This window comes from Kushneria sinocarnis, from assembly GCF_003633775.1.
Taxonomy (GTDB): domain Bacteria; phylum Pseudomonadota; class Gammaproteobacteria; order Pseudomonadales; family Halomonadaceae; genus Kushneria; species Kushneria sinocarnis.
In genome coordinates this window covers 26465-52174 of record NZ_RBIN01000004.1, presented here as the reverse complement: position 1 = coordinate 52174, position 25710 = coordinate 26465, and the positions used below count along the sequence as shown (strand labels likewise).

Annotated in this window: 23 protein-coding genes; 14 read left to right on the top strand and 9 right to left on the bottom strand. The window is 65.6% G+C overall.

Going from position 1 to position 25710, the window contains the following annotated elements; translation table 11 throughout:
• Nucleotide 1 precedes the first annotated feature (1 nt).
• Nucleotides 2-1282 carry a DUF945 family protein gene (locus C7446_RS07075; protein ID WP_170150019.1) on the top strand — a complete coding sequence of 427 codons (1281 nt, stop codon included), beginning with the start codon at nt 2-4 and terminating at the stop codon, nt 1280-1282.
• Between the two features lie 113 nt (nt 1283-1395).
• Nucleotides 1396-3807 carry an endopeptidase La gene (gene lon, locus C7446_RS07070; protein ID WP_121172404.1) on the top strand — a complete coding sequence of 804 codons (2412 nt, stop codon included), beginning with the start codon at nt 1396-1398 and terminating at the stop codon, nt 3805-3807.
• A gap of 119 nt (nt 3808-3926) precedes the next feature.
• On the opposite strand, the gene C7446_RS07065 is transcribed toward lon, so the two are convergent.
• Nucleotides 3927-4673, bottom strand: coding sequence for a proteasome-type protease (locus C7446_RS07065; RefSeq protein ID WP_121172403.1), 747 nt, complete (start codon nt 4671-4673; stop codon nt 3927-3929).
• Between the two features lie 167 nt (nt 4674-4840).
• Between C7446_RS07065 and C7446_RS07060 the strand changes: the two genes are divergently transcribed.
• Nucleotides 4841-5830, top strand: a complete 990-nt coding sequence (locus C7446_RS07060) for an NAD(P)-dependent oxidoreductase (protein WP_121172402.1) — start codon at nt 4841-4843, stop codon at nt 5828-5830.
• An 18-nt stretch (nt 5831-5848) separates the two neighbouring features.
• Here the strand turns inward: C7446_RS07060 and C7446_RS07055 are convergent, their stop codons facing one another.
• From C7446_RS07055 to C7446_RS07035, 5 genes are all read right to left on the bottom strand, one after another.
• The gene (locus C7446_RS07055; RefSeq protein ID WP_121172401.1) at nt 5849-6640 is read right to left on the bottom strand and encodes a transglutaminase family protein; all 792 of its coding nucleotides are present in this window, start codon (nt 6638-6640) and stop codon (nt 5849-5851) included.
• 1 nt (nt 6641) lies between these two features.
• Nucleotides 6642-7586, bottom strand: a complete 945-nt coding sequence (locus C7446_RS07050; protein WP_121172400.1) for an alpha-E domain-containing protein — start codon at nt 7584-7586, stop codon at nt 6642-6644.
• On the bottom strand, nt 7580-9019 hold the full coding sequence (locus C7446_RS07045) for a circularly permuted type 2 ATP-grasp protein (RefSeq protein WP_121172399.1): 1440 nt from the start codon (nt 9017-9019) through the stop codon (nt 7580-7582). Before C7446_RS07045 ends, C7446_RS07050 begins: the two co-directional genes overlap by 7 nt.
• 141 nt (nt 9020-9160) lie before the next feature.
• Nucleotides 9161-10792: a dihydroxyacetone kinase subunit DhaK gene (locus tag C7446_RS07040; protein WP_121172398.1), complete on the bottom strand. Its 1632-nt coding sequence runs from the start codon at nt 10790-10792 to the stop codon at nt 9161-9163.
• A gap of 21 nt (nt 10793-10813) precedes the next feature.
• Entirely contained in the window at nt 10814-11572 is a 759-nt protein-coding gene (locus C7446_RS07035; RefSeq protein WP_121172397.1) for an SDR family NAD(P)-dependent oxidoreductase, read from the bottom strand.
• Nucleotides 11573-11739: 167 nt separating this feature from the next.
• On the opposite strand from C7446_RS07035, the gene C7446_RS07030 reads away from it, so the two are divergent.
• A complete protein-coding gene (locus tag C7446_RS07030; protein ID WP_147408738.1) occupies nt 11740-12177 on the top strand; it encodes a hypothetical protein in 438 nt (145 codons plus the stop codon).
• Between the two features lie 308 nt (nt 12178-12485).
• On the top strand, nt 12486-12938 hold the full coding sequence (locus tag C7446_RS07025) for a hypothetical protein (RefSeq protein ID WP_147408737.1): 453 nt from the start codon (nt 12486-12488) through the stop codon (nt 12936-12938).
• 107 nt (nt 12939-13045) lie between these two features.
• Here C7446_RS07025 and nudE read toward each other — a convergent pair whose 3' ends face one another.
• The gene (nudE, locus tag C7446_RS07020) at nt 13046-13618 is read right to left on the bottom strand and encodes an ADP compounds hydrolase NudE (RefSeq protein ID WP_121172394.1); all 573 of its coding nucleotides are present in this window, start codon (nt 13616-13618) and stop codon (nt 13046-13048) included.
• Nucleotides 13619-13718: 100 nt separating this feature from the next.
• Between nudE and C7446_RS16825 the strand changes: the two genes are divergently transcribed.
• The 8 genes from C7446_RS16825 (at nt 13719) to C7446_RS06985 (ending at nt 22553) form a co-directional block, all read left to right on the top strand.
• Entirely contained in the window at nt 13719-13934 is a 216-nt protein-coding gene (locus tag C7446_RS16825) for an HAD family hydrolase (protein ID WP_342768354.1), read from the top strand.
• Nucleotides 13935-13946: 12 nt separating this feature from the next.
• Nucleotides 13947-14369 (top strand): HAD-IA family hydrolase, encoded by a 423-nt coding sequence (locus C7446_RS16820; RefSeq protein ID WP_342768353.1) that lies wholly within the window; start codon nt 13947-13949, stop codon nt 14367-14369.
• A 106-nt stretch (nt 14370-14475) separates the two neighbouring features.
• The gene (locus C7446_RS07010) at nt 14476-14868 is read left to right on the top strand and encodes an RNA-binding S4 domain-containing protein (protein WP_121172393.1); all 393 of its coding nucleotides are present in this window, start codon (nt 14476-14478) and stop codon (nt 14866-14868) included.
• 65 nt (nt 14869-14933) lie between these two features.
• Complete coding sequence (gene hslO, locus C7446_RS07005) at nt 14934-15824, top strand: Hsp33 family molecular chaperone HslO (protein WP_121172392.1); 891 nt, start codon at nt 14934-14936, stop codon at nt 15822-15824.
• 281 nt (nt 15825-16105) lie between these two features.
• Complete coding sequence (locus C7446_RS07000) at nt 16106-17674, top strand: phosphoenolpyruvate carboxykinase (protein ID WP_121172391.1); 1569 nt, start codon at nt 16106-16108, stop codon at nt 17672-17674.
• 141 nt (nt 17675-17815) lie between these two features.
• Nucleotides 17816-20143, top strand: coding sequence for a Tex family protein (locus C7446_RS06995; protein ID WP_121172390.1), 2328 nt, complete (start codon nt 17816-17818; stop codon nt 20141-20143).
• Between the two features lie 212 nt (nt 20144-20355).
• Nucleotides 20356-21954, top strand: a complete 1599-nt coding sequence (gene gshA / locus C7446_RS06990; RefSeq protein ID WP_121172389.1) for a glutamate--cysteine ligase — start codon at nt 20356-20358, stop codon at nt 21952-21954.
• A gap of 47 nt (nt 21955-22001) precedes the next feature.
• Nucleotides 22002-22553, top strand: coding sequence for a disulfide bond formation protein B (locus C7446_RS06985; protein ID WP_342768352.1), 552 nt, complete (start codon nt 22002-22004; stop codon nt 22551-22553).
• Between the two features lie 78 nt (nt 22554-22631).
• Here the strand turns inward: C7446_RS06985 and C7446_RS06980 are convergent, their stop codons facing one another.
• Both C7446_RS06980 and C7446_RS06975 read right to left on the bottom strand, forming a co-directional pair.
• The gene (locus C7446_RS06980; protein ID WP_121172387.1) at nt 22632-24041 is read right to left on the bottom strand and encodes an FAD-dependent oxidoreductase; all 1410 of its coding nucleotides are present in this window, start codon (nt 24039-24041) and stop codon (nt 22632-22634) included.
• Nucleotides 24042-24298: 257 nt separating this feature from the next.
• Nucleotides 24299-24958, bottom strand: coding sequence for a histidinol-phosphatase (locus tag C7446_RS06975; protein ID WP_121172386.1), 660 nt, complete (start codon nt 24956-24958; stop codon nt 24299-24301).
• A 201-nt stretch (nt 24959-25159) separates the two neighbouring features.
• Between C7446_RS06975 and C7446_RS06970 the strand changes: the two genes are divergently transcribed.
• On the top strand, nt 25160-25654 hold the full coding sequence (locus C7446_RS06970; RefSeq protein WP_121172385.1) for an RNA pyrophosphohydrolase: 495 nt from the start codon (nt 25160-25162) through the stop codon (nt 25652-25654).
• Nucleotides 25655-25710 lie beyond the last annotated feature (56 nt).

The window sequence follows — 25710 nt, the reverse complement described above, 5'->3', positions numbered from 1 at the left end:
CATGAAGAAACGAGTCATTGGCAGTCTGGTGGCGGTCGCCATCGTGCTGGGCGGCGCCTGGCTGGGCGGTATTGCCTGGAGCCGGCATGTCTTTGCCGAGCGCCTGGATGAGGTCATGACCCGGCTCAATGCGTCGCCGGCGCTCTCGGCCTCGCAGCAGCAGCTCGAGCGCGGTTTCCTTCGGACCCATGGCACGCTGGTGGTCACCTGGCAGCAGGCCACGCTGGCCGGTGAACCGATCGAGCTGGTCATGCCCTGGCAGGCGCGCCACGGTATTCTTGCCACCCGGTTCAGCGGCGAGGCCGATGTGCGCGGCGGCGATGACGGTCCGCGGCTGTTCGCCGACCGGCTGTCGCCGGGGGAGCGGGTGCAGCTTTCGGCGGTGATTCATCACTTTCAGCGCAACGGCGAACTGGACGTGACGTTTCCCGAGCGGGTCGGCATGACGCAGGGCCCGCGCCGGGCCACGCTCGCCGGCGCCCGCCTGCAGTTTGAGGGCGACGAGCACCACCTGAACCTGAAGGGGCATTTCGACAGCCTGCAACTGGCGGATGATAGCGGCTCGCTGGCGCTCGGCACCGGCGAGTTCTCCTCGCGGCGCCGGATGGCCAATGCCTCCGGCGAGGATGACGAACAGCGCATCGAGCAGCTGCGCATCGAGCAGCTGCAGGTGCACTCGCCGGGCGCGCTGCCGGTCACCCTCAGGGGGCTCCACTGGCAGGGCCATGCCGAACGTCGTCAGGGCCTTTTGAGCTACGCGCTCTCGAGTCGCATCGAGGGTATCCGGGTGTCGCAGCAGGGGCTGGGCAGCCTGAAGCTGAACGCCACCCTCGATCGACTCGGCGCCGAGGCGGCCGAGCGGTTCATGGCGGGGCTGCGTCGCTCACCGGCCTCCACCGCCGACGACTGGCTGGGGCTGATCGAGCCGGTGGAGTCGTCGTTTCTGGCCATGCTGGCGCCGTCGCCGCAGCTGACCCTGAGTGAGCTGCAGGTCCGCAGTCCGATGCTCGATCAGCCGATCGCGCTGAGCGGCCAGCTGACCTTCAACGGGGAGGGGGTGACCGAGACCCGGATCGCCGAACTGCGCCGGCCGGCGGGCATGCGTCACTTCCTGCAGCGTCTGACGGGCAGCTTCACGCTCTCCCACGCGCCGCCGCTGCTGGCGCTGATCATTGGTCAGAATCCGGATCAGAACCCCATCGAGTTTGCGATCAGCGATGGTGAACTGCGTGTCAACGACCAGCCGCTGCTGCCGCTGGGGCGACTTTTGAGCGTGCCCTGAGGCCCGGCATGTCGTCGGGGCTTGATAACGCCCCTGGCAGACCTCATCCCTGATAACAGTCACATGCCCGCGATCGTCATCGCGGGCTTCCCGTTACTGAACAGGATGCATGGATGAGCGAGAACGACGATCAGTCGGATGTCGTGACCGACGCACAGGGTAACGAGGATCCGACCGAGGCGATCAAGAGCCAGGCGGTCATTCCCACCCGTGAGTATCTGCCCGAACGGATCTATCTGCTGCCGATCCACAATCGTCCCTTCTTCCCGGCCCAGGTTCAGCCGCTGGTGATCAACCGCAATCGCTGGACCGAAACCATGGACCGGGTGAACAACACCCCGCACCAGACGGTGGGGCTGGCCTTTGTCGGCGATGTCGACGAGGACCCGAGTTCCAGCGAGTTTCCCGAGATCGGCACGGCCGTGCGGGTGCATCGCAGCGAGGGCGAGAACGAACAGCTCCAGTTCATCGCCCAGGGGCTGCGCCGCTTTCGCATCACCCGCTGGCTGTCGCGCAAGCCGCCGTATCTGGTCGAGGTCAGCTATCCCAACGAGCCGGTCGACAAGGATGGCGACGAGACCCGTGCCTACGCCATGGCGATCATCAACGGCATCAAGGAACTGCTGCCGATCAATCCGCTCTATGGCGAAGAGCTCAAGCACTATCTCAATCGCTTCAGCCCCAACGAGCCGGGGCCGCTGACCGATTTTGCCGCCGCCATCACCTCGGCCAAGGGGCCCGAGCTGCAGTCGGTACTGGAGACGCTGCCGGTGCTCGAGCGCATGCAGGTGGTGCTGCCGCTGCTGCGCAAGGAGATCGAGGTCGCCCAGCTGCAGAGCGAGATCTCCGAGCAGGTCAACGCCCAGATGCAGGAGCGTCAGCGCGAGTTCTTCCTGCGCGAACAGCTCAAGATCATCCAGAAGGAACTCGGCATCTCCAAGGATGACCGGGAGAATGACGTGGATACCTTCCGCGGGCGGCTGGAAGACAAGGTGGTGCCCGAGCGGGTGCAGAGCCGGATCGACGACGAGCTGGGCAAGCTGTCGGTGCTGGAGACCGGTTCGCCGGAGTATGGCACCACGCGCAACTATCTCGACTGGTTGACCTCGCTGCCCTGGGGGATCACCTCCGACGATCAGCTCGATCTGCCTCACGCCCGCCAGGTGCTCGACCGCGACCATGACGGCCTGCAGGACGTCAAGGATCGCATCGTCGAGTTCCTCGCCGAAGGCGCCTTCAAGGGCGACGTGGGTGGTTCGATCCTGCTGCTGGTGGGGCCGCCCGGGGTCGGCAAGACCTCGGTGGGGCGCTCGATCGCCGAAGCGCTGGGCCGGCAGTTCTATCGTTTCTCGGTCGGCGGCATGCGCGACGAGTCCGAGATCAAGGGCCACCGGCGCACCTATATCGGCGCCATGCCGGGCAAGCTGGTACAGGCGATCAAGGAGGTCGAGGTCGAGAATCCGGTGATCATGCTCGACGAGGTCGACAAGCTGGGCCAGTCGTTCCAGGGTGATCCGGCCTCGGCGCTGCTGGAAGTGCTCGATCCCGAGCAGAACAGCGACTTCCTTGATCACTATCTCGATGTGCGCATGGACCTGTCGAAGGTGCTGTTCGTCTGCACCGCCAACCAGCTCGACACCATTCCGAGCGCACTGCTCGATCGCATGGAGCAGATCCGGCTGTCGGGCTACATCGCCGAAGAGAAGATGGCGATCGCCAAACACCATCTTTGGCCCAAGCTGCTCAAGCGCGATCGCATTCCCAAGAAGCGCATCAACCTGACCGATGCCGCGCTCAGGCACGTGATCGATGGCTACGCCCGCGAGGCCGGCGTGCGTCAGCTGGAGAAGCAGCTGCACCGCATCGTGCGCAAGTCCGCGGTCAAGCTGCTGGAGAACGAGCAGGAGGACGTCAAGGTCTCGGTCAACAACCTCGAGGAGTTCCTCGGCGCCCCGCTGTTCCGCAAGGAGCATGTGCTCAAGGGCACCGGCGTGGTGACCGGCCTGGCCTGGACCTCGATGGGCGGGGCGACGCTGCCGATCGAGGCCACCCGGGTACACGGCCTGCAGCGCGGGCTCAAGCTGACCGGCAAGCTCGGCGACGTGATGCAGGAGTCCGCCAACATTGCCTACAGCTTCGTGCTGGGTCATCTCGGCGACTATGGCGTCTCGGAGAAGTTCTTCGATGACTCCTTCATCCACCTGCACGTGCCGGAAGGCGCCACGCCCAAGGATGGCCCCTCGGCCGGCGTGACCATGACCACCGCGCTGCTGTCACTGGCGCGCGGCATCGAGGTCAACCGGCCGCTGGCCATGACCGGTGAACTGACCCTGACCGGGCAGGTGCTGCCGGTGGGCGGCATTCGCGAGAAGATCATCGCCGCGCGGCGCAGCGACATCTTCGAGGTGATCCTGCCGGATGCCAACCGGCGCGACTTCGATGAGCTGCCGGACTATCTCAAGGAGGGCGTGACGGTGCACTTTGCGAAGGTCTATCGCGACGTGTCGAAGATCGTGTTCGGCTGAGCGAGGATGTCGTCCCGCCGACAGTCGTGCTTCCGGGCCCGCATGCCGCAAGGCATGCGGGCCCTGTTCATGAAGGGCGGGTCATGAAGGGCAGGTCATGAAGAACCGGCCCGACCGGCTCATGCGGGCGGCGTGCGCCAGTACGGCTCTTCCGGCGGGTCGATGCTCTCCATCAGTGCCTGCAGCCCGCTTGACCAGCGGCTGCGCAGCAGGGTGAAGTAGTCGTCGTCCTCGTTGATGCGCCGGATCAGCGGGGGCGTGAGCAGGTCGTTGGGATAGAGCGCGATGTCCAGCGGCATGCCCACCGAGAGATTGCTGCGCAGGGTCGAATCGAACGAGACCAGCCCGCAGCGCAGGGCCTCGTTGAGCGGGGTGTGGTAGTCCAGCACCCGGTCCAGCACCGGCTTGCCGTACTTGCTCTCGCCGATCTGGAAGTAGGGCGTATCCGGCGTGGCAGCGATGAAGTTGCCCTGCGGGTAGACATTGTAGACCTCGGTGCGTCCGCCGCGGATCTGGCCGGCGATCAGAAACGAGGCGGTGACATCGATGCCCTGCATGGCGGGGTCGCTGCCGTAGTCGGCGACGATCCCCTTGAGGGTGGTGCCGACCAGCCGGGCGACATCGAACAGCGTCGGTACATTGAGCAGATGCTCGCCCTCGCTGCCGAACTGCTGTTCGAGTCGGGTCAGCACGGCCTGCGAGGTCGACAGGTTGCCGGCGGTCTGGATGATGAGGGCGCGTTCGTTCGGGGTGCCGTAAACCATCAGCTTGCGCACGCTGGCGATCTGGTCGATGCCGGCATTGGTGCGCGTATCGGAGATACAGACAACGCCCTCGCCGAGGGCCATGGCAACACAGTAGGTCATGGATCGTTTTCCGATAGTTCATACTGAAACCAGGGCTTCAGCGGCAGTGAAAGGTAAAACCCGGCGAATTGCAATCGCGACATGTCCGGCAGCACATCGCCGGATCGAGCGGCCGGCAGTTGTTGCCGCAGGAAGATGAGTCATGAGCGGACCGGGAGGAATCACGAGTGAGCTGTCGCATTCTGCTGACCCATGACGCCGAGGCGTTGCAGTACTGGTATGGCGAAAGGGCACTGGCCGGACTGGCACAACTGGGCGAGCCGGTGGTCTGTCCGGAGCGGCAGTGGTCCCGGGAGGCCCTGCTGCACGAGGCCCGTGACTGTCAGCTGATCGTGGCCGACCGCGCCACCCCCGTGCCTGCCGAGCTGATCGAGGCGGGGGCCGAGCTCAGGGCGGTGGTGCGCTGCGCCATGGATATTCGCACCATCGATGTCGAGACGGCGTCCCGCCGGGGCGTACTGGTGACGCATGCCGGACCGGGCTTCGTGCAGGCGGTGTCGGAGTGGGTGGTAGCCCAGCTGATCAATCTGGCGCGGGGGTTGCCCGACTATACGCTGGCCTGGCGCGGGGGGGAAACGCCCCGGCCGGTCATGGGGCGCCAGCTGGCAGGGCTGACGGCCGGGGTGCTCGGACTGGGACATATCGGGCGTTACCTGACGCCTATGCTCAGGGCGCTGGGCATGCAGGTACTGATCCATGATCCCGGGGTGACGGTGCCGCCGGAGTGTGGTGAAGCGGTGAGCCGGGAAACCCTGCTGGCGCGTGCGGATGCGGTCATCTGTCTGGCGGCTCATACCCGGGAAACCGAGGGCATGATGGATCATTCGGCATTCGCCGCCATGAAACCGGGGAGCTGGTTCATCAATGCCGCCCGCGGGGCACTGGTGGATGAGCGGGCGCTGCAGCAGGCGCTGAATGAGGGGCCGCTGGCCGGTGCGGCACTGGATGTCGGCAGCGGCGAGGGGGATGTGCCGGCCGCGGCACTGGCGGCCATGCCGGGGGTACTGGCCACGCCCCATATCGGGGGCATGGTACCCGAGGCCATCGAGTATCAGGCCCTGCAGACGGTCGAGCAGGTGCGCCGGATCCTGCGTGGTGAAGTACCCGACGGCGCGGTGAATGCCGACTCGGTGACCCTGCATCCGATCGACTCCTGAAATGGGCCGGTCACCGGTCTATTGATCGGTCGGCGCGTATTGCACCCTGACCCCGGCCGCCATGACCTCCGCGCCACCACCGCGGCGGATGCCGCGTATCGGGCAGGCATCGAGGTAATCCATGCCGATCGCCAGCCGGACATGATGAGTCGGCTGTGTCAGGCCATTGGTGACATCGAAGAGCTGCCAGCCGCCCTCGAGGTGGATTTCCGCCCAGGCGTGAGAGGCCAGGTGGGTGTCGTCGGCGCTGTGCAGATAGCCGCTGACATAACGGGCCGGCAGCCCCATCAGCCGGGCGCAGCCGAGCATGACATGCACATGGTCCTGGCATACGCCCGAGCCGATGGCCCAGGCGTCGCGCGCGCTGTGCCAGACCTCGGTGGCACCGGGGGTGTAGGGCATGGCGGCCAGAATGGCCTGCTGCAGGGTGCAGAGGGCGGCGAGATCACGCTGCCGGCCGAGGTGGTGCCGCGCCAGCGCGCCGTCCGGGGCCGTCAGCGCCGTGGGGCGCAGAAAGGGGCGCGGATCGAGCGCATCCTGCCGGCGGCCGTTGAAGCGATCGGTCAGGGTCACCAGCCCCCGGGCCTCGATCGCGATCTCGCGATGAGCCCGCTCCAGCACCAGCACCTGCATGAGATTGCCGAAGCCGTCCTCGATGATCGGCGGCCGGCTGCCGCCGGGCAGGCTCAGCTGCCATGCGTCGATGCGCTGCCCCGGCCCGTTGCGCGGCTGCAGGCGCAGATACTGGATGCTCGAACGGGCGGCGTGCTCGTAGCGGTAGCGGGTGCAGTGCTGCACCGCGAGCTGCATCTCAGGTTACCTCCAGATAGGCGGCCTGCACATGCCGTGCCAGCAGTGCAACATCATCAATGGTGGTGGTCAGCCAGTCATGGGGGCCGAAGCTGACGATGTCGGCGATCTCGCCGTAGCGGACCCGGGCATGCAGCTCACCGGCCAGCCGCTTGGCCTGCCGGCCGCCGGGGCTTTCCAGCTCATCGAGCAGTTCGACCAGCTCCTCCAGACAGGCGCGCAGCGAGCGCGGCACATCCTCGCGCAGGATCAGCAGCTCGATCACCTGGCCGGCCTCGATCAGATAGCTGTAGGCCCGGGTATAGGCCTCGCGTGCGCCCAGCGCCTCGAGCACCGCCTGCCAGAGATATTCCGCGCGCACGGTGGCATCGGGAATCGCCACGTCATCGGCCAGATCGATCATCTGATACTTGGTATCGAGCAGCCGCAGGGTGTTGTCGGCCAGTTCCAGACAGCCGCCCAGGCGCATGAAGCGAAAGCCGTCATCGCGCAGTGCGGTGCCGTAAAGCGCACCGCGATAGATATGGGTGCGCTGGCGCATCCAGTCGAAGAAGGCCGGCGCGGTGCGCAGGGTAACGCCGGGCGTGGTCCAGTCCCGCAGCTCGAGCCAGGTGGTGTTGACCGCTTCCCACATTTCGGAGGTGATGTGGCCGCGCACGGCGTGGGCATTCTGGCGCGCCGTCAGCAGGCAGTTGTGGATGCTCGAGACGTTGCTGATATCGCCGATCATGAAATTGAGCAGGGCGTTGGCGTCGAGCTGGCTGCGCATGGACCAGAAGGCGTCGCTGACCCCGCTGACGCTGAGGATGGCGGTCAGCTCCTCGCGTGCCGCGGAGCGCGGCAGCAGTGCCAGCCGGGCGCTGACATCCAGCAGGCGGGCCAGACTGTCGGCGCGCTCCATGTAGCGGCCCAGCCAGTAGAGGTTGGCGGCAGTACGGCTCAGCATGATGACGTCTCCGAGGTGGGGTTGTCTTCCAGCACCCAGGTATCCTTGGTGCCGCCGCCCTGGGAGGAGTTGACCACCAGCGAGCCTTCCTGCAGCGCCACCCGGGTCAGCCCGCCGGGGACCAGCCGTACCCCCTGCGAGCTGGACAGCACGTAGGGGCGCAGATCGATGTGGCGAGGAGCGATGCCGGCTTCCACGAAGGTGGGGCAGGTCGACAGGGCCATGGTCGGCTGGGCGATGTAGCCGGCCGGATTGGCCTTCACCCGGCGGCGGAACTCCTCGAGCTGTTCGCGGCTGGCCGCCGGGCCGATCAGCATGCCGTAACCCCCGGCACCCTGGGTTTCCTTGACCACCAGTTCGCCGAGATGGTCGAGCACATGACGACACTGCTCCGGATCACGACACTGCCAGGTGGGCACGTTGTCGAGAATCGGCTCCTCGTCGAGATAGAAGCGGATCATCGCCGGCACATGCGGGTAGATCGACTTGTCATCGGCCACCCCGGTGCCCAGCGCGTTGGCCAGCACCACGCCGCCTTCGCGATAGACCGACAGCAGCCCCGGCACGCCGAGCATGGAATCGGGGTTGAAGGCGAGCGGATCGAGAAAGGCCTCATCGACCCGACGATAGATGACATCCACCACCCGCGGGCCGGCGGTAGTGCGCATCCGCACCCGGCCATCGCTGACGAACAGATCCTGCCCCTCGACCAGCTCGACGCCCATCTGCTGGGCGAGGAAGGCGTGTTCGAAATAGGCGCTGTTGTAGCGTCCGGGCGAGAGCACCACCACGCAGGGGGCGTCGGTCGGCGTACTCGAGCGCAGCGTCTCCAGCAGCAGGTTGGGGTAGTGATCGACCGGCGCGATGCGGTTGAGGGTGAAGAGCTCCGGGAACAGCCGCATCATCATGCGCCGGTTCTCCAGCATGTAGGAGACCCCGCTGGGGATGCGCAGGTTGTCCTCGAGCACGCAGTAGCGACCGTTGCCATCGCGGATCAGATCGACACCGCTGATGTGGCTGTAGATGCCGTGGGGCAGGGTGACGCCCTGCATGGCGAGCTGGTACTGGGGGTTGGCCAGCACCTGCTCGGCCGGGATGAGGCCTTCCTTCAGGATGTGCTGGTCGTGGTAGATGTCGTCCAGAAAGGCGTTGAGGGCCTGCACCCGCTGGCGGCAGCCGGCTTCCAGCATGGCCCACTCGCGGGCCGGAATGATGCGCGGCAGCGGATCGAAGGGGATCAGGCGTTCGGTGCCCGATTCGTCGCCATAGACGGTGAAGGTGATGCCGGCACGGTGAAAGAGCAGATCGGCTTCATGACGCTTGCGCGAGAGCAGCTCTTCGGGCGTGTCGGCCAGCCAGCGCTGATAGGCGTCGTAGTGCGCCCGGCACGCCCCCGTAGGCTCGAACATTTCATTGTAGCTGTTGTCAGTCATTGCCACTCCTGGCTCGGGAGAAGGCGCTGATGCGCCCTGCGAACGGGAGTGGCGTTGTGGCCGACCGCTACCCTCTTCAGGGTAGTCGAGCGGCGGCGGTAGTACTGTGCCGGAACCGCAGTGCTGCCGCCCCCGCTCGGTTCAGCTCCGGGCGAGCGCCTCCAGCGCCCGGGCGATCGCCTCGGCGCCGGGGTCGACCACGCCGCTCAGCGACTCCGAGGGCACCTGTGCCGAGCGGCCGGCCCCGGCACGCTCCAGCTTCGCGGTGGCATCGGCACCTTCCCGGGCACGGCGGGCCGCATCCGCCATCGGGTTACCCTCCACCAGGGTGCGCACTGCCGGGATCAGGGCGTCGAGCAGGGTGCGGTCCCCCTCCTGCGCACCGCCATAGTGCTGCATGCGTTCGACCCCGGCCTGAAGTGCATTCGGCCAGTCGCTGCCCGCTTCAAGTGCCTGGGCGGTGGCGGTCATCAGGATGGAGAGCAGCACGCCGCTCGAGCCACCCATGGCACTGGCGAAGAGTCGTCCCAGTTCGCCGGCCAGTTCGGCATCGTCTCCGGTGGAGAGCCGGTCCTGTTTCAGCGCTTCCAGTATCGCCCGGGCGCCGGCAGCAAAGGTGGCGCCGGCATCACCATCGCCGGTGCGGGCATCGAGTTCGTCGAGTTCGGCTTCACTGTCGCGGATGGCCTCGGCAAGCCGGGTCAGATGGCTGGCACGCTCGGCGTCGCGGGCCCCGCTGCCCGGTTCGGTGGTGCGGCTGAAGGTGGGCGTGAAGGCTGTCGCCTGCCGTTCGGTGGTCGCGCCCGGCCAGGCGGCGGCCGTGGTCGGTGCGGTGACGGCTTCGGTCAGATCATCGTCGGCGGCGACCACGCTGATCGAGAAGCCGTGCATGTCGAGCGACGACATCAGGCTGGCCGGCCCCACCAGGCAGCGTACCCGGTCGCTGCCCCAGCGCTTGAGGCACTCGCGCGCCAGCACCTGCATCTCCTGGGGCGCACAGCCGCCCAGGTTGTTGATCAGCATCAGGGTGTTGTCGGTATCGGTCAGCGCCTCCTTCAGCGGATCGACGACCAGTGCCGCGGCTTCCTCGGCCGTGCCCGGATCGACCCGGCGGGCACCGGGCTCGTTGTGAATGCCCAGCCCCAGCTCGGGGCTGCGGCGCTCGCCGCGCTGACCCGGCAGGGCAGCACTGGAAAGCGCCATGCCCAGTGATTTCACGCCTTGCACCATGTGCAGCGTGCGCTGTTCGACGGTGTCGAGGTCATCGCCACGCTCGGCATGAAAGCCGGCCACCTTGTGGACCAGCACGGTACCTGCCAGCCCCCGGGGCTGGTCGGTATCGGGCAGGGCGATGTCATCGGCGACGATCACGCTGGCGACCCGGTAGCCCTCTTCGCGGGCGCGCTCGGCGGCGAGTCCGAAGTTGAGCCGGTCACCGGTGTAGTTCTTGATCACCAGCAGGCAGCCGGCATCGCTACAGCAGGCACGAATGGCGGCCAGTATCGCTTCCACGCTGGGAGAGGCGAACAGCTCGCCGGCGACCGCGGCGGTGAGCATGCCCTGGCCGATGAATCCGGCGTGTGCCGGCTCATGACCGGAGCCGCCTCCGGAGATGACCGCCACGCGGTCACGGCCCTCGCGGTCGGGCTGCCAGTCGGGCCGCATCAAAATCCGGGCTGCCGGATCCTCGGAGTAGTGCACGCCGGTGGTCAGTGCCACGCCTTCGAGCACATCGGCGATCAGCCGATCGGGGTGGTTATAGAAGTGATCCATGATAAGGGGCTCCCTGCCGGATCAGTCGCGGTCGACCGCAAAGGGCGACCAGGCCTGGCGAGTGGGCATGATTTCCAGTCGGTTGATGTTGACGTGCGCCGGCAGGGTGGCCACGTGGAAGATCTGCTCGGCGATATCTTCCGGCTGCAGTGGCGTGGTATCGCCGTAGAGCTTGTCGTAGGCGGCCTGGTCGCCACGGTTGCGCACCAGGGTGAACTCGCTTTCGGAGAGTCCCGGGGCAACATCGGTGACCCGCACACCGGTGCCCTGCAGATCGCAGCGCAGGTTGTAGGAGAACTGCTGCACGAAGGCCTTGGAGGCGCCGTAGACGTGACTGCCGGGATAGGGCCACTGACCGGCGACCGAGCCCAGATTGATGATGGAGGCCCCTTCGCCGCGCTCCATCAGCGAGGGCAGCAGGGCGTGGGTGACATTGACCAGGCCGGTGATGTTGGTATCGATCATGGTGTGCCACTCTTCCAGCGCTGCCCGCTGGGCGGGTTCCGGCGCCAGCGCCAGCCCGGCGTTGTTGATCAGGGCGGTGATCGGCCGGAAATCGCCGGGCAGGGCCTCGACAACCGCCTTCACGGCGCTGTCATCGCGAACATCCAGCGCCGCGACATGCACCGGCACGCGGCTGCCGAGCTGCGTTTTCAGGTCTTCCAGCCTCTCCTGCCGGCGACCGGTCAGTACCAGCGACCAGCCCGCTTCGGCAAAACGGTGGGCACAGGCGCGCCCGAACCCCGAGGTGGCGCCGGTAATGAAGACAACCTGGGACATGCAGACCTCCTGGGATGAATCGGAAAGGATCGGGAGTGGCAGCGACTCCCTCCCCAGAATAGACCGACTCCCGGGCAACGGGCGACCGATGAGACGCACGGGTTGAAATCGACCATGATGATCAAGAAATTCGTAGTGTGATCATTCAGGACAATGGGAGCAGTCACATGAAAAGGACTTTGACAGCTGTCGCCATCGCCGGTCTTGGCCTGACCGCGCTGCAGGGGTGTGCCGGCCAGCCCGATCAGAATGCGCAGTTCGACAACGGCACCCCGACCAGCCGGCAGGGGCGTTCCGCGCAGATGGAAGACACCCTTGGCAATCAGGACCGGGGCAATGTCCGCAACGGCCAGTTCGATAACGCCACGCCGGCCGATCGCGAGCCACGCTCCGCCCAGATGCAGGACACCATGCACGACTCCGGTCAGGGCAGTCATCAGCAGTGGAGCAATGGCACCAGTCATACTGCGCCTGCACCCAGCGGTACAGCGAATGGCAGCGGACAGTTCGACAACGATACCCCGACCGGCCGTCAGGGGCGCTCCGGACAGATGGAGAGCACGCTTCCCGATGGCGACAACCAGAGCGATTACAATGACCGGTAAGACCCGAGTCATCTGATCGGTTCTGCAGGCGCCGCTGCCCGACACGTGACGGTGTCGTTCCGGGCGAGGGTCATCAGGCTCTCGCCTGGATTTTTCTTAAAAACTTGTACGCATGATGTACACGGCTTTGACAGAAGAAAGGTTGGCGACTAACTTTTGGAGTGTAAATCAACGGGATGGTTGCCACCGTCTTCGAATCATCGCCACTTCACGGAGTGTCCTCAGCCGATTACCCGGCTAAAGCATGGTGTCAGGATGGCACCGGATGGCTTCCACCATCCCGGAATCCGGAATCAAGGGAAGGAATCATGATGAAGAGAACCTTTGCCGTAGCCGCCGTTTCGACTCTGCTGGCACTACCGACCGTCGGGGCGCTGGCGGCCGATGACAGCGAATCCGCGATGGGTCAGTCCTCGGCCTATCAGGATGATGAAGGCCAGTCCAAGATGGGCTCCGAAGCGACCAGTACGGCCGATACCATGGACAACAGCCGCACCAGCACTGATGCCACCGATACCGGGCGTCAGGGGCATTCCGCACAGATGGAAAATGCCATGCCCGACGGCAATGACGATCAGCACAACGCTGGTGCCGGCATGGACAACCAGCAGTCGGACATGAATCGTGGCGCCAGCGGTGCGGCTGAAACGCCGACCGGTCGCCAGGGGCACTCCTCGCAGATGGAGAGCACCGTGCCCGATGGTGACAGCGATCCCACCCAGGCAGGTGGCGGCGTTGACCAGGGCCAGGATCAGCAGTAATCCGCTGCCCCGTTCGTAGCTGAATTCACCGCCGTCGGTCCGCCGACGGCGGTTTTTTCATGCCCGTGCCCTGCCACGCTCATCCGGGCACACCTGCCGTGCCGGGGCTACCACAGGGTCGGCAGCTCCTGGCGCTCGCGCAGCCGCTCCCGGACCATCAGCAGCGCTGCCACGGCCCGGCCTTCGTGCAGCTCGCCGGTGGCCAGCAGGCTGTCCAGCTGCTCCAGCGGCATCCGCTCGACGGTCAGCGGCTCCGGTTCGTCGCCGGGCAGGCGCGACTCCTGCAGCTCGCTGGCCATGAGGACACTGATGCGGTGATTCATGTAGTTGGGCGCCAGGGTCAGCTCGATCAGCGGTTCCAGACGGGCGGCGCTGAAGCCGCACTCCTCCTGGAGTTCGCGATTGGCCGCGGTGATCATGTCCTCACCGGGGTCGATGACGCCCTTGGGCAGGGTCAGCACGTAGTCGTCGATGCCGGCGGCATACTCGCGAATCAGCAGCACATGCTCCGGATCGGGCAGGGCCACGATCATCACGGCACCGCGACCGGCATTGCGCAGGCGTTCGAAGGTACGGCGATTGCCGTTGGCAAACTCGAGTTCCAGTGACTCGATGCGAAACAGGCGACTGGCAGCGACCTCGCGGCGCTGATGGATCACGGGGCGGTGATGACGTGACATGAGTGCTTCCTCCACAACGATCGCCCATGATGACACCGCGATGGGCGCGAAGCGATGCGTCCCGTACAATGAAGGGTGAATTCCCGGTGGCGAACTGCCCATGATCGACTGGCGTCATATCGATACCGTGCTGCTGGACATGGACGGTACCCTGCTGGATCTGCACTTTGATACCCATTTCTGGCTGGAGCACCTGCCGCGGCGCTACTGCGAGATCCATCGCCTCGAGACGTCGCATGGCCATGCCCTGGTCGAGCGTATCCTGGCCGAGCGCGGGACGCTGGACTGGTACAGCCTGCGCTACTGGCAGCGCTAGCTCGAGGTCGACATGCTCACCCTCAAGCGCGAGATCAGCCATCTGATCGGTTATCGCAGCGATGCCCGGGCGTTTCTCGAGTGGCTGCATGCCGCGCCGCAGCGGGTGGTGCTGGCGACCAACGCCGATCGTGCGGGGATGGCCCTGAAGCTCGAGCTCACCGGTCTGGACCGGTATGTCGATGCGCTGGTCTCTTCCGAGGACCTGGGCGCGCCGAAGGAGTCGCCGGAGTTCTGGCAGGCGCTGCTGAATCATGAGCCCCATGATCCGCAGCGGACGCTGCTGATCGACGACAATCCGGCCGTGCTGCAGTGCGCCCGGGCCAGTGGCATCCGGCATCTGCTGGGGATTCGCCAGCCCGACAGCCAGCGCGCGCCGGTCGACAGCGAGGCGTTTACCTGTCTGGATCGCTTTGCAGCCGTCATGGGGGCTTGAGTCCGCACGACCTGCCCCCATGGATCGGGTATACGCTGATTCGGACCACAGTGGTCCGGCAGTGAACCACGCCGCGAGATCATGCCGGCAAGCACAAGGAGAGCGCATGAGTGACCAGGTACGGCTCGACAAGTGGCTCTGGGCCGCGCGCTTTTTCAAGACCCGCGGTCTGGCCCAGAAGGCTGTTGAAGGTGGCAAGGTGCACTACAACGGTGGACGGGTGAAGACCAGCAAGGCCGTCGAGGTCGGTGCCCATCTGGAAATTCCCCAGGGCTGGTCGCGCATCGAGGTGGAAGTGCTGGGTGTCAGCGACAAGCGCCGCAGTGCACCCGAGGCCCGCACCCTCTACCGCGAGACGGAAGAGAGCGCCGAGCGTCGCCAGCAGGACGTGGAAAACCGCCGCCTCAACAACCAGATCATGCAGCCGCCGAAGCGGCGTCCGGACCGTCGCGATCGTCGCGATATCCAGCGCTTTCAGCGGCAGATGTCCGACGACTGACCATCGAGGCCGAGGCGGCGGGCCGGATGCTTCCGGCCGTCGCTCGACTTCGCACGAGACCTTTCATGGATCGCATTCAACGTTTTATTTTCGACCAGACCAATGTCCGCGGTGAGCTGGTCAATGCTCCCGAGACCCTGCGCGAAGTGCGCAGCCGCCACGCCGACTATCCCGAGCCGGTCGCCCATCAGCTGGGCGAGATGCTGGCGGCCGTGGCGCTGCTGACGGCAACCGTCAAGCTCGACGGCGTACTGAGCCTGGAGGTGCGCGGCAACGGCCCGGTATCGCTGCTGATGGCGGAGTCCAATCCGGCCACGGCAGAGCAGGGCCAGCAGCTGCGCGCCATCGCCCGCTTCAACGATGTCACCGCCGTGTCCGGCGACTCCGCCGGGCTGGCGGAACTGGTCGGTGAAGGCCAGATCGTGATGACGCTCGACCCGAAGGAGGGGCAGCGCTATCAGGGCATCGTGGGGCTGGAGGCCGATACGCTCGCCGGCTGTCTGGAGGCCTACTTCGAGCGTTCCGAGCAGCTGCCCACCCGGCTGTGGCTTGCGGCCGATGCCGAGGGCGCTGCCGGTCTGCTGCTGCAGCAGCTGCCCGACGACGAGCGCAATCAGGATCCGGATGCCTGGAACCGGCTGGCCATGCTGGCCGATACCATCAGCCAGCGGGAGCTGCTCGATCTCGCGCCGCTGGATACCCTCAACCGGCTGTTTCACGAGGACAATCCGCGGCTGTTCGATCCCGCGCCGGTCGAGTTCGGCTGCACCTGCTCCCGGGAGCGTTTTGCCAACGGGCTCCATCAGCTGGGTGCCGAGGAGCTGCGCAGCATCGTGGCCGAGCAGGGGGAGATCGAAACCCACTGTCATTTCTGCAATACCCGCTACGTGTTTTCGGCGGCGGCGGTGGAGTCGCTGATCGACTCCCCGGACGACAGTTCGCCGATCGTGCACTGACAGCGCCCCGGCGTGTCAGGGCGCCAGCCGTGCCCGGTTGCCGAAGCTACCCCGGGGGCGCGTTCCGCGCCCCCGGGGTTTCTGCCATAATGGTGAACCGCCGTGGCTTCGTCCGTTCCGTCGGAGCCGCCGGGACAACGCAGCGGTGAAGAGGGCCGTTGCCCAGCTTCCCGCGGGCATTGATGCCGTTCGGGATGAGCCGTGCATGGCGCTGACCGGGGTGGTGACGGGTCGGCACCCGTAACCGGGCTGGAGAGAAGCGGTTTCGCCGAGGACAACGCATGAGCAACACAACCACGAGCCGGGAGCGCGCCTCGCGGCCCCGCCTCAACCCGAGTCCTGCCGAGCTGGTCGAGCACGCCATTCTCAATGGCGAGGCCCGGCTGGCGGCCAATGGCGCGCTGGTGGCCGAAACCGGCAGTCGCACGGGTCGGTCGCCGAAGGATCGCTACATCGTGGATGAGCCCTCCACCAGTGCCGAGATCGACTGGGGGAGTGTCAATCAGCCCTTTCCCGCCAGCCGTTTCGATGCGCTGTGGGAGCGGGTCGAGGGCTGGCTGGAGGGGCAGTCGCGCTTCGAGTCCGAGCTGCACGTCGGGGCCGACGCCGAGCACTATCTGCCGATCCGGGTGGTCACCGAGTACGCCTGGCATAACCTCTTCGCCTGCAACCTGTTCGTGCGTCCGGCACCGTTCAATCCCAAGGACAAGCGGGAGTGGACGATTCTCGGCGCGCCCGGCTTCGCCTGTGATCCCGAGCGTGACGGCACCCGTTCCGAGGGGGCGGTGATCATCAACTTCGCCCGGCGTCGGGTGCTGCTCGCCGGCATGCGCTACGCCGGCGAGATGAAGAAGGCGATGTTCACGGTGCAGAACTTTTTGCTACCGGAGAAGGGCGTGCTGCCGATGCACTGCAGCGCCAATCTCGGCGAGGATGGCGAGACGACACTCTTCTTCGGTCTCTCGGGCACCGGCAAGACCACCCTGTCGGCGGACCCGGCGCGCTATCTGATCGGCGATGACGAACATGGCTGGGGCGAGGGGACCGTCTTCAACCTCGAGGGCGGCTGCTATGCCAAAACCATGGATCTCAGCGAGGAGCACGAGCCGATCATTCATCGCGCCATCCGGTTCGGCAGCGTGCTGGAAAACGTGGTGCTCGACGATGCCCGGCGGCCGGAGTACGGCGATGACTGCCTGAGCCAGAATGCACGGGCGGCCTATCCGCTGTCGTTCGTCGACAGGCGGGTCGAGGCCGGGCGGGCCGGTGAACCCACCACGCTCATCTTTCTGACCTGTGACATGAGTGGCGTGCTGCCGCCGGTATCGATCCTGTCGCGGGAGGCCGCGGCCTATCACTTCCTGTCAGGGTACACGGCCCGGCTCGGGTCGACCGAAACGGGCAGTGCCAGCGCGCTGGAAGCCACCTTCTCGACCTGCTTCGGGGCCCCGTTCTTTCCGCGTCCGGCGCGCGAGTACGCCGAGCTGCTGATCAAGCGGATCGAGGCCTTCGGCTCCCGGGTCTATCTGGTCAATACCGGCTGGAGCGGTGGCGCCTTCGGTGAGGGCGGTGAGCGTTTCAGCCTGAAAACGACCCGCGCCATCATCGCGGCCATCCACTCCGGCGCGCTGAAGGGCGTCGAGACGCAGTGGCTTGAAGGGCTCAACCTGGCAGTGCCGACCCACGTCGACGGGGTTGATGAGCGACTGCTCGATCCGCGTCGGGCCTGGTCGGATCAGGCGGCCTTCGAGGCCCGGGCACGTGAGCTGATCAATCGTTTCGTTGAGAATTTCCACAGATTCGAAGGGGTCGATGAGGCCATCGTTGCCGCGGGCCCCACTCTCGACTGAAGCAGACTCTCGACTGCAGCAGATCGGGAGTGGCACGCTGCTCCGGGGAGCGCTCAGGCGCTCCCCGCTGTCGTTTTGCCGGGGCATGAGGGCGCCTTTCGTGGTACCCTGGCGCCATCCACGAGCCGATAGTCAGGTGTCATGAGTCACGCACTTACTCCGATTGCCGAACGGCTGGCCGGTGAACTCGAGGTTCGAATCGGCCAGATCGAAGCCACCATCGCCCTGCTCGACGAGGGCGCCACGGTGCCGTTCATCTCCCGCTACCGCAAGGAGGTGACCGGCGGTCTCGACGATGGCCAGCTGCGCAGCCTGGAGAGTCGGCTGCGCTATCTGCGCGAACTCGACGAGCGCCGCGACACGGTACTGGCCGCCATCGAGGAGCAGGGCAAGCTGGATGAGGCCCTGCAGGCGCAGATCATGGCGGCCGAGACCAAGCAGCGTCTCGAGGATCTCTATCTGCCGTATCGCAAAAAGCGTCGCACGAAGGCGCAGATTGCCCGTGAAGCGGGGCTCGAGCCATTGGCCGATGCTCTGCTGAATGATCCCACGCTTGATCCCGAAGACACGGCGCAGGCGTATGTCGATGCCGAGCAGGGCATCGGTGAGCCCAAAGCGGCTCTGGATGGCGCCAAACAGATCCTGATGGAGCGTTTTTCCGAAAACGCCGAACTGGTCGGGCGGCTGCGCGAGCGCATGTGGCAGGAGGGCGAGCTGGTCGCCACGGTGATCGCCGGCAGGGAGAGCGACGGTGCGCGCTTCGCGGACTACTTCGACCATCGCGAACCGCTGGCGAAGGTGCCCTCCCACCGGGCCATGGCGATGTTTCGCGGCCGCCATGAAGGGGTGCTGGGGCTGGCGCTCAGGCTGCCCGACGAGGAGGAGGCCTCGGTTCATCCCATGGAGGTCGAGATCGCCCGCGTCTTCGGTATCCGCGATGCCGGCCGGGCTGCGGATCGCTGGCTGAAGGAGGTGGTGCGTTGGGCCTGGCGGGTCAAGCTCTATACCCACCTTGAAACCGAACTGCTGGGGCAGCTGCGCGAGCGGGCCGAAAGCGAGGCCATTGCCGTCTTTGCCCACAATCTCAAGGATCTGCTGCTGGCGGCGCCGGCGGGCTCACGCGTCACGCTGGGGCTCGATCCGGGGCTGCGGACCGGGGTCAAGGTCGTGGTGGTCGATGGTACCGGCCGGCTGCTGGATACCGCCACCATCTATCCACACGCGCCGAAGAACCAGTGGCGGGCCTCGCTGGAGACACTGGCGCAGCTCTGTCGCCGACATGAGGTATCGCTGATCGCGGTGGGCAACGGGACGGCCAGTCGCGAAACCGATCGGCTGGCCGCCGAGCTGGTGGCGCAGTTCGACGATCGCACGCTCACTCGGGTGATGGTCAGCGAGGCCGGAGCGTCGGTCTATTCCGCCTCCGAGACGGCCGCCCGGGAGTTTCCCGAGCTCGATGTCACCCTGCGCGGCGCGGTGTCGATCGCCCGCCGGCTGCAGGATCCGCTGGCCGAACTGGTCAAGATCGACCCCAAATCGATCGGCGTCGGACAGTATCAGCACGATGTTTCCCAGCTTCAGCTGGCGCGAGCGCTCGATGGCGTGGTCGAGGACTGCGTCAACGGCGTGGGCGTCGATCTCAACACCGCCTCGAGTGCACTGCTCACCCGCGTGGCGGGGCTCAACGAGTCGCTGGCGGAGAATATCGTTGCCTGGCGGGATGCCAATGGCACCTTTGCCAACCGGCGCCAGCTGCTTGAAGTGAGCCGGCTGGGGCCGAAGACCTTCGAGCAGTGTGCCGGCTTCCTGCGGATCAATGGCAGTGACAATCCGCTGGATGGCTCGGCCGTGCACCCCGAAGCCTATCCGGTGGTGGAGCGCATCGCGCGCGAAAACGGCCGGCAGCTGGGCAGCCTGGTGGGTGATGAAGCCTTTCTGGGGTCGCTCGACGCCCGGCACTATACCGACGAGCGCTTTGGCGTGCCCACGGTGAGCGATATTCTCGGCGAGCTGCGCAAGCCGGGGCGTGACCCGCGGCCGGCCTTCCGTTTTGCCCGTTTCCAGGAGGGCGTGGAGAAGGTCAGTGATCTGGCATCCGGCATGGTGCTTGAAGGAGTGATCACCAATGTGACGCACTTCGGCGCCTTCGTCGATATCGGGGTTCACCAGGATGGGCTGGTGCACATTTCGGCGCTCTCCCACCGCTTTGTCGAGGATCCGCGTTCGGTGGTCAAGGCCGGTGACATCGTTCAGGTCAAGGTGATGTCGGTCGATCTGGCGCGACAGCGCATTGCCCTGTCGATGCGACTCGATGACACCCCCGACGGCGGCCGGGCGAACGATCAGGGCCGGCGCGAGTCGAAACGCTCGTCAGGCAATGACTCCCGGCAGCAGCGCAAGCGCGAGGCCCCGGCGCAGGGGGCCATGGCCGAGGCGCTGAAGAAGGCCGGCGCCGATCGCCGGCGCTGAACGGGCGGCGGTGGCTGTGCGCTACCGCTGAACCGCGACCCGGGCGCTTGAAAGCCGGGCCCAGGTCTCCATAATGAGGGACCATTCGGGGACTCGGGTCCCGTATCACAGCAACCGCCGGTGCTGCCGGCGAAACCGACCGGAGTGACGGTGCCGACAAGCCGGCCCGCGCCTGCCACGACCCGCACTCCCGCAAGAGAAGGTGGTCAACCTTGTCCGAGCAACTCGCCCGTCGTATCGAGGGATTGAAAGGGGCGGCCCAGCGGGGTCTGTTCGCCCGCATACGCCGTGGGATCGAAAAGGAAGGGCTGCGTGTTGATCAGCAGGGGAGTATCGAGCAGACGCCGCATCCCCGGGCACTGGGCTCGAAGCTGACCCATCCGCACATCACCACCGATTATTCGGAAGCGCTGCTGGAATACATCACGCCGGTGTTCTGCCGGCCGCAGGATGCGCTCGACTTTCTCGCCGATCTGCATCGTTTCACCTACCGCTATCTCGGTGACGAACTGATCTGGCCGGCCAGCATGCCGTCACGGCTGCAGGGCAACGTCAGCGTGCCCATCGCGGACTACGGCCACTCCAATGTCGGCACCATGAAGCATGTCTACCGACGCGGACTGGATGTGCGCTACGGCCGCATCATGCAGTCGATCGCGGGGATTCACTACAACTTCTCCCTGCCCGATGCGCTGTGGAGCGAACTTCAGCAGCTCGAGGGGGAGAGCAGTGCCTCGCCCAATGCCTACCGTTCGCGCGCCTACTTCGATCTGATCCGCAACTTCCGGCGCAACAGCTGGCTGCTGATGTATCTGTTCGGTGCCTCGCCGGCGGTTGATCGCAGCTTTCTCGACGGGCGCGATGCCGGGCTCGACCACCACGGCGAGCACACGCTGCTTTCGAGCACGGCCTCGACGCTGCGGATGAGTGATCTGGGGTATCAGAACAAGGTCCAGGAGCAGCTGCGCATCTGCTTCAACTCGCTGGAAAACTATGTCGGCACGCTGCGCCATGCGATCGCCACACCGTGGCCGGATTACGAGCGTATCGGCGTCGAGCAGGACGGCGAGTGGCGCCAGCTCAACTCCAACATCCTGCAGATCGAGAACGAGTACTACAGTGATATCCGCCCCAAGCGGGTGGCGCGTCACGATGAAACCTCCACCCAGGCCCTGGAGGCCCGCGGCGTCGAATATATCGAGGTGCGCTGTCTCGATCTCGACCCGTTCCTGCCGCTGGGCATCGACGAAACCGAGATCCGCTTTCTGGATACCTTTCTGGTCTGGTGTCTGCTGCGCGAGAGCCCGTGGATTCCGGATGCCGAGTGCGATCGCCTCGATGACAACCGTGCCCGGGTGGTGCGCTATGGACGCCAGCCCGGTCTGGAGCTCGACTTTGCCGATGGCCCGCGCCGCATGAGCACCTGCGCCCACGAGATCTTCGCCGAACTCGACAAGGTGGCACGGCTGCTCGACAGCGGCGAGGACGCCACGCCTCATCAGGCTGCCCTGCAGGCGCTGGCGCCGCGCATCGACGATCCCGGTCTCACGCCGGCCGGGCGGCTGGAGCGGCTGATGCGCGAAGAGCAGTGCGATTTCGTGGACTGGGTGGCCGACCAGGCGCGCCGTCAGGCCGAGTGGTTCCGGTCGACACCGATGGATCGGGCGCGGGAGGCGCTGCTCGAGCAGCTCAGCGAAACCTCCCATGAGCAGCAGCGGGATACCGAGGGCGATGACGACGTGGCGTTTGCCGAGTTTCTGGCACGCTATTTCGAACGGGCCCGTCAGCCCCATACCTTCCAGGAAGCCTGAGTGTCAGCGGACGGTATCTGCCGTTATCACCAACGAGGATCATGGCAATGGCGTTAATGTCCGGGGCCTCCTGCCGCGCCTGGTCGCTGGCGGGGGCAGGGTTCTGTGTCTTCATGCTGGCAGTGGCGCTGATCATGCAGTACGGGTTCGGGCTGGAGCCCTGCCCGCTGTGCATCTTTCAGCGTGTCGCGGTGCTGGGGGCGCTGCTCGGCTTTCTGATCGGCATCTGCCATAACGCCGGGCGCTGGGGGCGGGTGGTCTACGGCGGCATCGCCCTGCTCGGCAGTGTCGCCGGCGCGCTGATCGCGGGGCGTCATGTCTGGATCCAGCGTCTGCCCGAGGAGCAGGTACCCAGCTGCGGGCCGGGGCTCGATTACATGCTCGATGCGCTGCCGATCCAGAGCGTGATTACCCAGGTGCTGCGTGGCTCGGGTGAATGCGCCAACATCTCGGCGCGCTGGCTGGGGCTGACCCTGCCGGGCTGGACCCTGATCGGTTTCGTGGTACTGATCGCGCTGGCACTGGGGCTGATGTTCGCTCACCGCCCCGGGGCCGGCAGAGGCGGGCGAGCCGCCTCGCCTGCGGCGGCCGACGCCTGAGCCCACTTTCGGCGCACCACCAAAAGGGCCCCCTCGGGGGCCCTTTTGCGATCATGCCATCGGTCGGGCGGGCCGGGCTCAGCCCTCGACCTGCTGGGTGGCCTCACTGGTGGCAGGGCCCTTCTGCTCGCGCAATTCCACCTCGCCCTGCAGCAGGTCGCGCTCGAAGGTCTCCCGGTCGAAGTTGAAGCCGAGATGCTGCTGGGCCAGCAGGATGTCCTTTTCGGCATTGCCCAGACAGCTGGTGCCGCCGGGGGAGGGCGTCATGTTGAAGACGATGCCGGTGCCCGGATCGATCTTCGCCTCGCCCATCATCAGCTTCTTCGAGCTCTTGTCGATCAGCTGCGGGCGAACGCCACCGAAGCCCTTGGCGAAGGTGACATCGCTTGACTTCACGCCGGGCACGATATGCTGAATGCTCTTGTGGAAGAGCTTCTCGCGCAGCACCGGGACTTCGTAGAGAAAGTTCTTGAACACGTAGTTGCGGATATCCGGCACCTTGAGCAGGTCCCAGAAGACCTTCGCCACGCTCGAGTCGAAGCGGAACACGCGCAGGAACTCGGAGAAGGTCTTCGAGTTGTAGCGCTCCAGCAGCGGCAGCATCAGCGCCGTGGGGCCGAAGCGGGTCTTGTCTTCCACCAGTACGTCCGGGTCGCCGTGCACGGCGGCAAAGGGCAGGTTCTCGTTCTGGATGGTATAGACCTTGCCGTTGAGTACCTTCGGCGTGAAGTAGAACGAGCCCGCCATGGGCAGTACGGACTTGTCGAGGCCGTAGCCCATCTTGTGCGCGAACAGCAGCGAATGCCCACCGGCCGCGACGACCACGTAGCGCGCCTGCAGCACGCCGTGATTGGGGGTGTGCACCTTGAACAGGTCGCCTTCCTTGACGATGTCCTCGACCGGTGTGGAGAGGTGCACGTCGCAGTCCATGCCCTTGCGCTCGGCATCCTGCTCGGCGTACTTGATGAACGCTTCCGAAAGCGTGGTGTAGTTGACCGCGGTGTACTCGTCGGTCGAGCCCAGCGCCACGATCTGCTGATTCGGGTCGCGCCCCTCGACCACCTGCGGCTCGACTTCAGCGATGTCATCGCGCTCCATCAGCTTCATGCGCGGAAAGAGCTCACTGAAGGTCTCGAAGCGCCGGCGCAGGAAGTCGCACTGCTTGTCGCCGACGGCCAGTACCATCTTGGGATACTTGAAGATGATATTGTCGCGTTCCTCGGCGGGCAGCTTGGTGCCGAAGTTGACGATCATGCCGGCGGTGCGCTGCGTGACCCGGGCCTTGTCGAGGGAGTAGTTGGTCTCGATATCGCCGCAGTGGATGGTCTGACTGTTGTTGCGCCCGTGCGAGTTGACGATCGCCACCCTGTCATATTTCTCGACCAGGCCGATCGACTTCAGATCCGTGTAGCGGGCCAGTTCGTAAAGCAGGGCAGTGCCGGATACACCGCCGCCTACAATCAGGACATCGTATGTCGTTGCTGCCATGGCTACTCACGCTCGTCGTTGTGCGAACCAGTTGCCTGAAATGACCCGACGCACCAGGTGATGCCTGACGGAAGCAGTGACGGTGTAGCGGGCAGGCACGCTGATCAGTGGATGATTCGATGGGATCAACAGGACCCTGATCGTTAGTATAACTCCTCGTCGCGTTGTTGATTTACAACGAAAAGCCCGGAGTTATGGCTGCTGGGGTTCATTATAAGGAATCCCCTGGGTAAGCGCGAATCCGCAGCTGACGTGAATCACTCATCGCGCAGGCTGATGATCTGCCAGTGCCGCTCGCGCGCAATGGCGGCCAGTGCGGGATCGGGATCGACCGCGACCGGATGATCGACCCGTTCCAGCAGGGGGAGGTCGTTGAGGGAGTCGCTGTAGAACCAGGCATCCTCGAGCGAGTGCCCGGTCTCGGCCAGCCACTGCTCGAGGCGGGTGATCTTGCCCTCCCGGAAACTGGGGACACCGCTGACCCGGCCGGTATAGCGTCCCTCGCGACGTTCGGGTTCGATGGCAATCAGATCCGCCACGCCCAGGCGTTCGGCGATCGGGCCGGTGACGAAGCGGTTGGTGGCGGTGATGATCAGCAGCTGGTCGCCGCGTGCCCGGTGTTCGGCGAGCAGGGCTTCGCCACGGGGCAGGATCATCGGCTCGATGCGTGAGGCCATGAACTGCCGGTGCCAGGCATCCAGCTGCTCCGGGCGGTGCTCGGCCAGCGGTGCCAGGGCAAAGCGCAGATAGGCGTCGATATCCAGCACGCCGTTGTTGTAGTCCTCGTGGAAACGGTCGTTCTCGCGCCGGTAGTGTTCGGCGTCGACCGCTCCCTGCTCTACCAGAAACTCGCCCCAGCTGTGGTCGCTGTCGCCGCCGAGCAGGGTGTTGTCGAGATCGAAAATGGCCAGACGCACGCATCTCTCCTTGCCTGGTGACTGCTTGAGCGCGTCGGCTGTCGCGCCATGTCAGAGGGTCATGATGGCAGGAACTCACACTCGGTAACAGGGTTGATGAGCACGCCACGATCAGCGTCACGCCTTGACACAAGCCTTGTTGATGCGCTTTTGCGCTTTGTGGAAGAATGCCGGTAACAGATTTCAGTGAAGGTAGTACCCGTGATCGACCCTGATGGCTTCCGGCCCAATGTTGGCATCATCATTGCCAACTGCGAAGGCCAGGTGCTGTGGGCGCGACGGGTCGGACAGAATGCCTGGCAGTTTCCGCAGGGGGGGATTCAGGCCAACGAGACACCGCAGCAGGCGCTGTACCGCGAGCTGGAAGAGGAGATCGGCCTGTGCGCCGATGACGTCGATGTGCTCGCCTGTACCCGTGGCTGGTTGCGCTATCGTCTACCCAGGCGTCTGATCCGAACTCACTCACGTCCACTGTGTATCGGCCAGAAACAGAAATGGTTCCTGCTGCGTATCCGCTGCCAGGAGACGCGCATCTGCGTCGACAGTACCCCGAAGCCGGAATTCGATGGCTGGCGCTGGGTCAGCTACTGGTATCCGCTCGGTCAGGTCGTCTCCTTCAAGCGCGATGTCTACCGCCGGGCGCTGCATGAACTGGCTCCCCGGCTGGTACTGACCGGCGAGCGGCTCGAGCGCTGAGACACTGTCGATTTCGGTCCGATCCCGGGCAGGGAGTGCCACGGGGCCTTCGGACC

What these genes read in the sequence shown, in the direction of transcription:
- C7446_RS07075 (WP_170150019.1), top strand. Translation starts at nt 2, where the DNA reads ATGAAGAAACGAGTCATTGGCAGTCTGGTGGCGGTCGCCATCGTGCTG.
- lon (WP_121172404.1), top strand. Translation starts at nt 1,396, where the DNA reads ATGAGCGAGAACGACGATCAGTCGGATGTCGTGACCGACGCACAGGGT.
- C7446_RS07065 (WP_121172403.1), bottom strand. Translation starts at nt 4,673, where the DNA reads ATGACCTACTGTGTTGCCATGGCCCTCGGCGAGGGCGTTGTCTGTATC.
- C7446_RS07055 (WP_121172401.1), bottom strand. Translation starts at nt 6,640, where the DNA reads ATGCAGCTCGCGGTGCAGCACTGCACCCGCTACCGCTACGAGCACGCC.
- C7446_RS07050 (WP_121172400.1), bottom strand. Translation starts at nt 7,586, where the DNA reads ATGCTGAGCCGTACTGCCGCCAACCTCTACTGGCTGGGCCGCTACATG.
- C7446_RS07045 (WP_121172399.1), bottom strand. Translation starts at nt 9,019, where the DNA reads ATGACTGACAACAGCTACAATGAAATGTTCGAGCCTACGGGGGCGTGC.
- C7446_RS07040 (WP_121172398.1), bottom strand. Translation starts at nt 10,792, where the DNA reads ATGGATCACTTCTATAACCACCCCGATCGGCTGATCGCCGATGTGCTC.
- C7446_RS07035 (WP_121172397.1), bottom strand. Translation starts at nt 11,572, where the DNA reads ATGTCCCAGGTTGTCTTCATTACCGGCGCCACCTCGGGGTTCGGGCGC.
- C7446_RS07030 (WP_147408738.1), top strand. Translation starts at nt 11,740, where the DNA reads ATGAAAAGGACTTTGACAGCTGTCGCCATCGCCGGTCTTGGCCTGACC.
- C7446_RS07025 (WP_147408737.1), top strand. Translation starts at nt 12,486, where the DNA reads ATGATGAAGAGAACCTTTGCCGTAGCCGCCGTTTCGACTCTGCTGGCA.
- nudE (WP_121172394.1), bottom strand. Translation starts at nt 13,618, where the DNA reads ATGTCACGTCATCACCGCCCCGTGATCCATCAGCGCCGCGAGGTCGCT.
- C7446_RS16825 (WP_342768354.1), top strand. Translation starts at nt 13,719, where the DNA reads ATGATCGACTGGCGTCATATCGATACCGTGCTGCTGGACATGGACGGT.
- C7446_RS16820 (WP_342768353.1), top strand. Translation starts at nt 13,947, where the DNA reads ATGCTCACCCTCAAGCGCGAGATCAGCCATCTGATCGGTTATCGCAGC.
- C7446_RS07010 (WP_121172393.1), top strand. Translation starts at nt 14,476, where the DNA reads ATGAGTGACCAGGTACGGCTCGACAAGTGGCTCTGGGCCGCGCGCTTT.
- hslO (WP_121172392.1), top strand. Translation starts at nt 14,934, where the DNA reads ATGGATCGCATTCAACGTTTTATTTTCGACCAGACCAATGTCCGCGGT.
- C7446_RS07000 (WP_121172391.1), top strand. Translation starts at nt 16,106, where the DNA reads ATGAGCAACACAACCACGAGCCGGGAGCGCGCCTCGCGGCCCCGCCTC.
- C7446_RS06995 (WP_121172390.1), top strand. Translation starts at nt 17,816, where the DNA reads ATGAGTCACGCACTTACTCCGATTGCCGAACGGCTGGCCGGTGAACTC.
- C7446_RS06985 (WP_342768352.1), top strand. Translation starts at nt 22,002, where the DNA reads ATGGCGTTAATGTCCGGGGCCTCCTGCCGCGCCTGGTCGCTGGCGGGG.
- C7446_RS06980 (WP_121172387.1), bottom strand. Translation starts at nt 24,041, where the DNA reads ATGGCAGCAACGACATACGATGTCCTGATTGTAGGCGGCGGTGTATCC.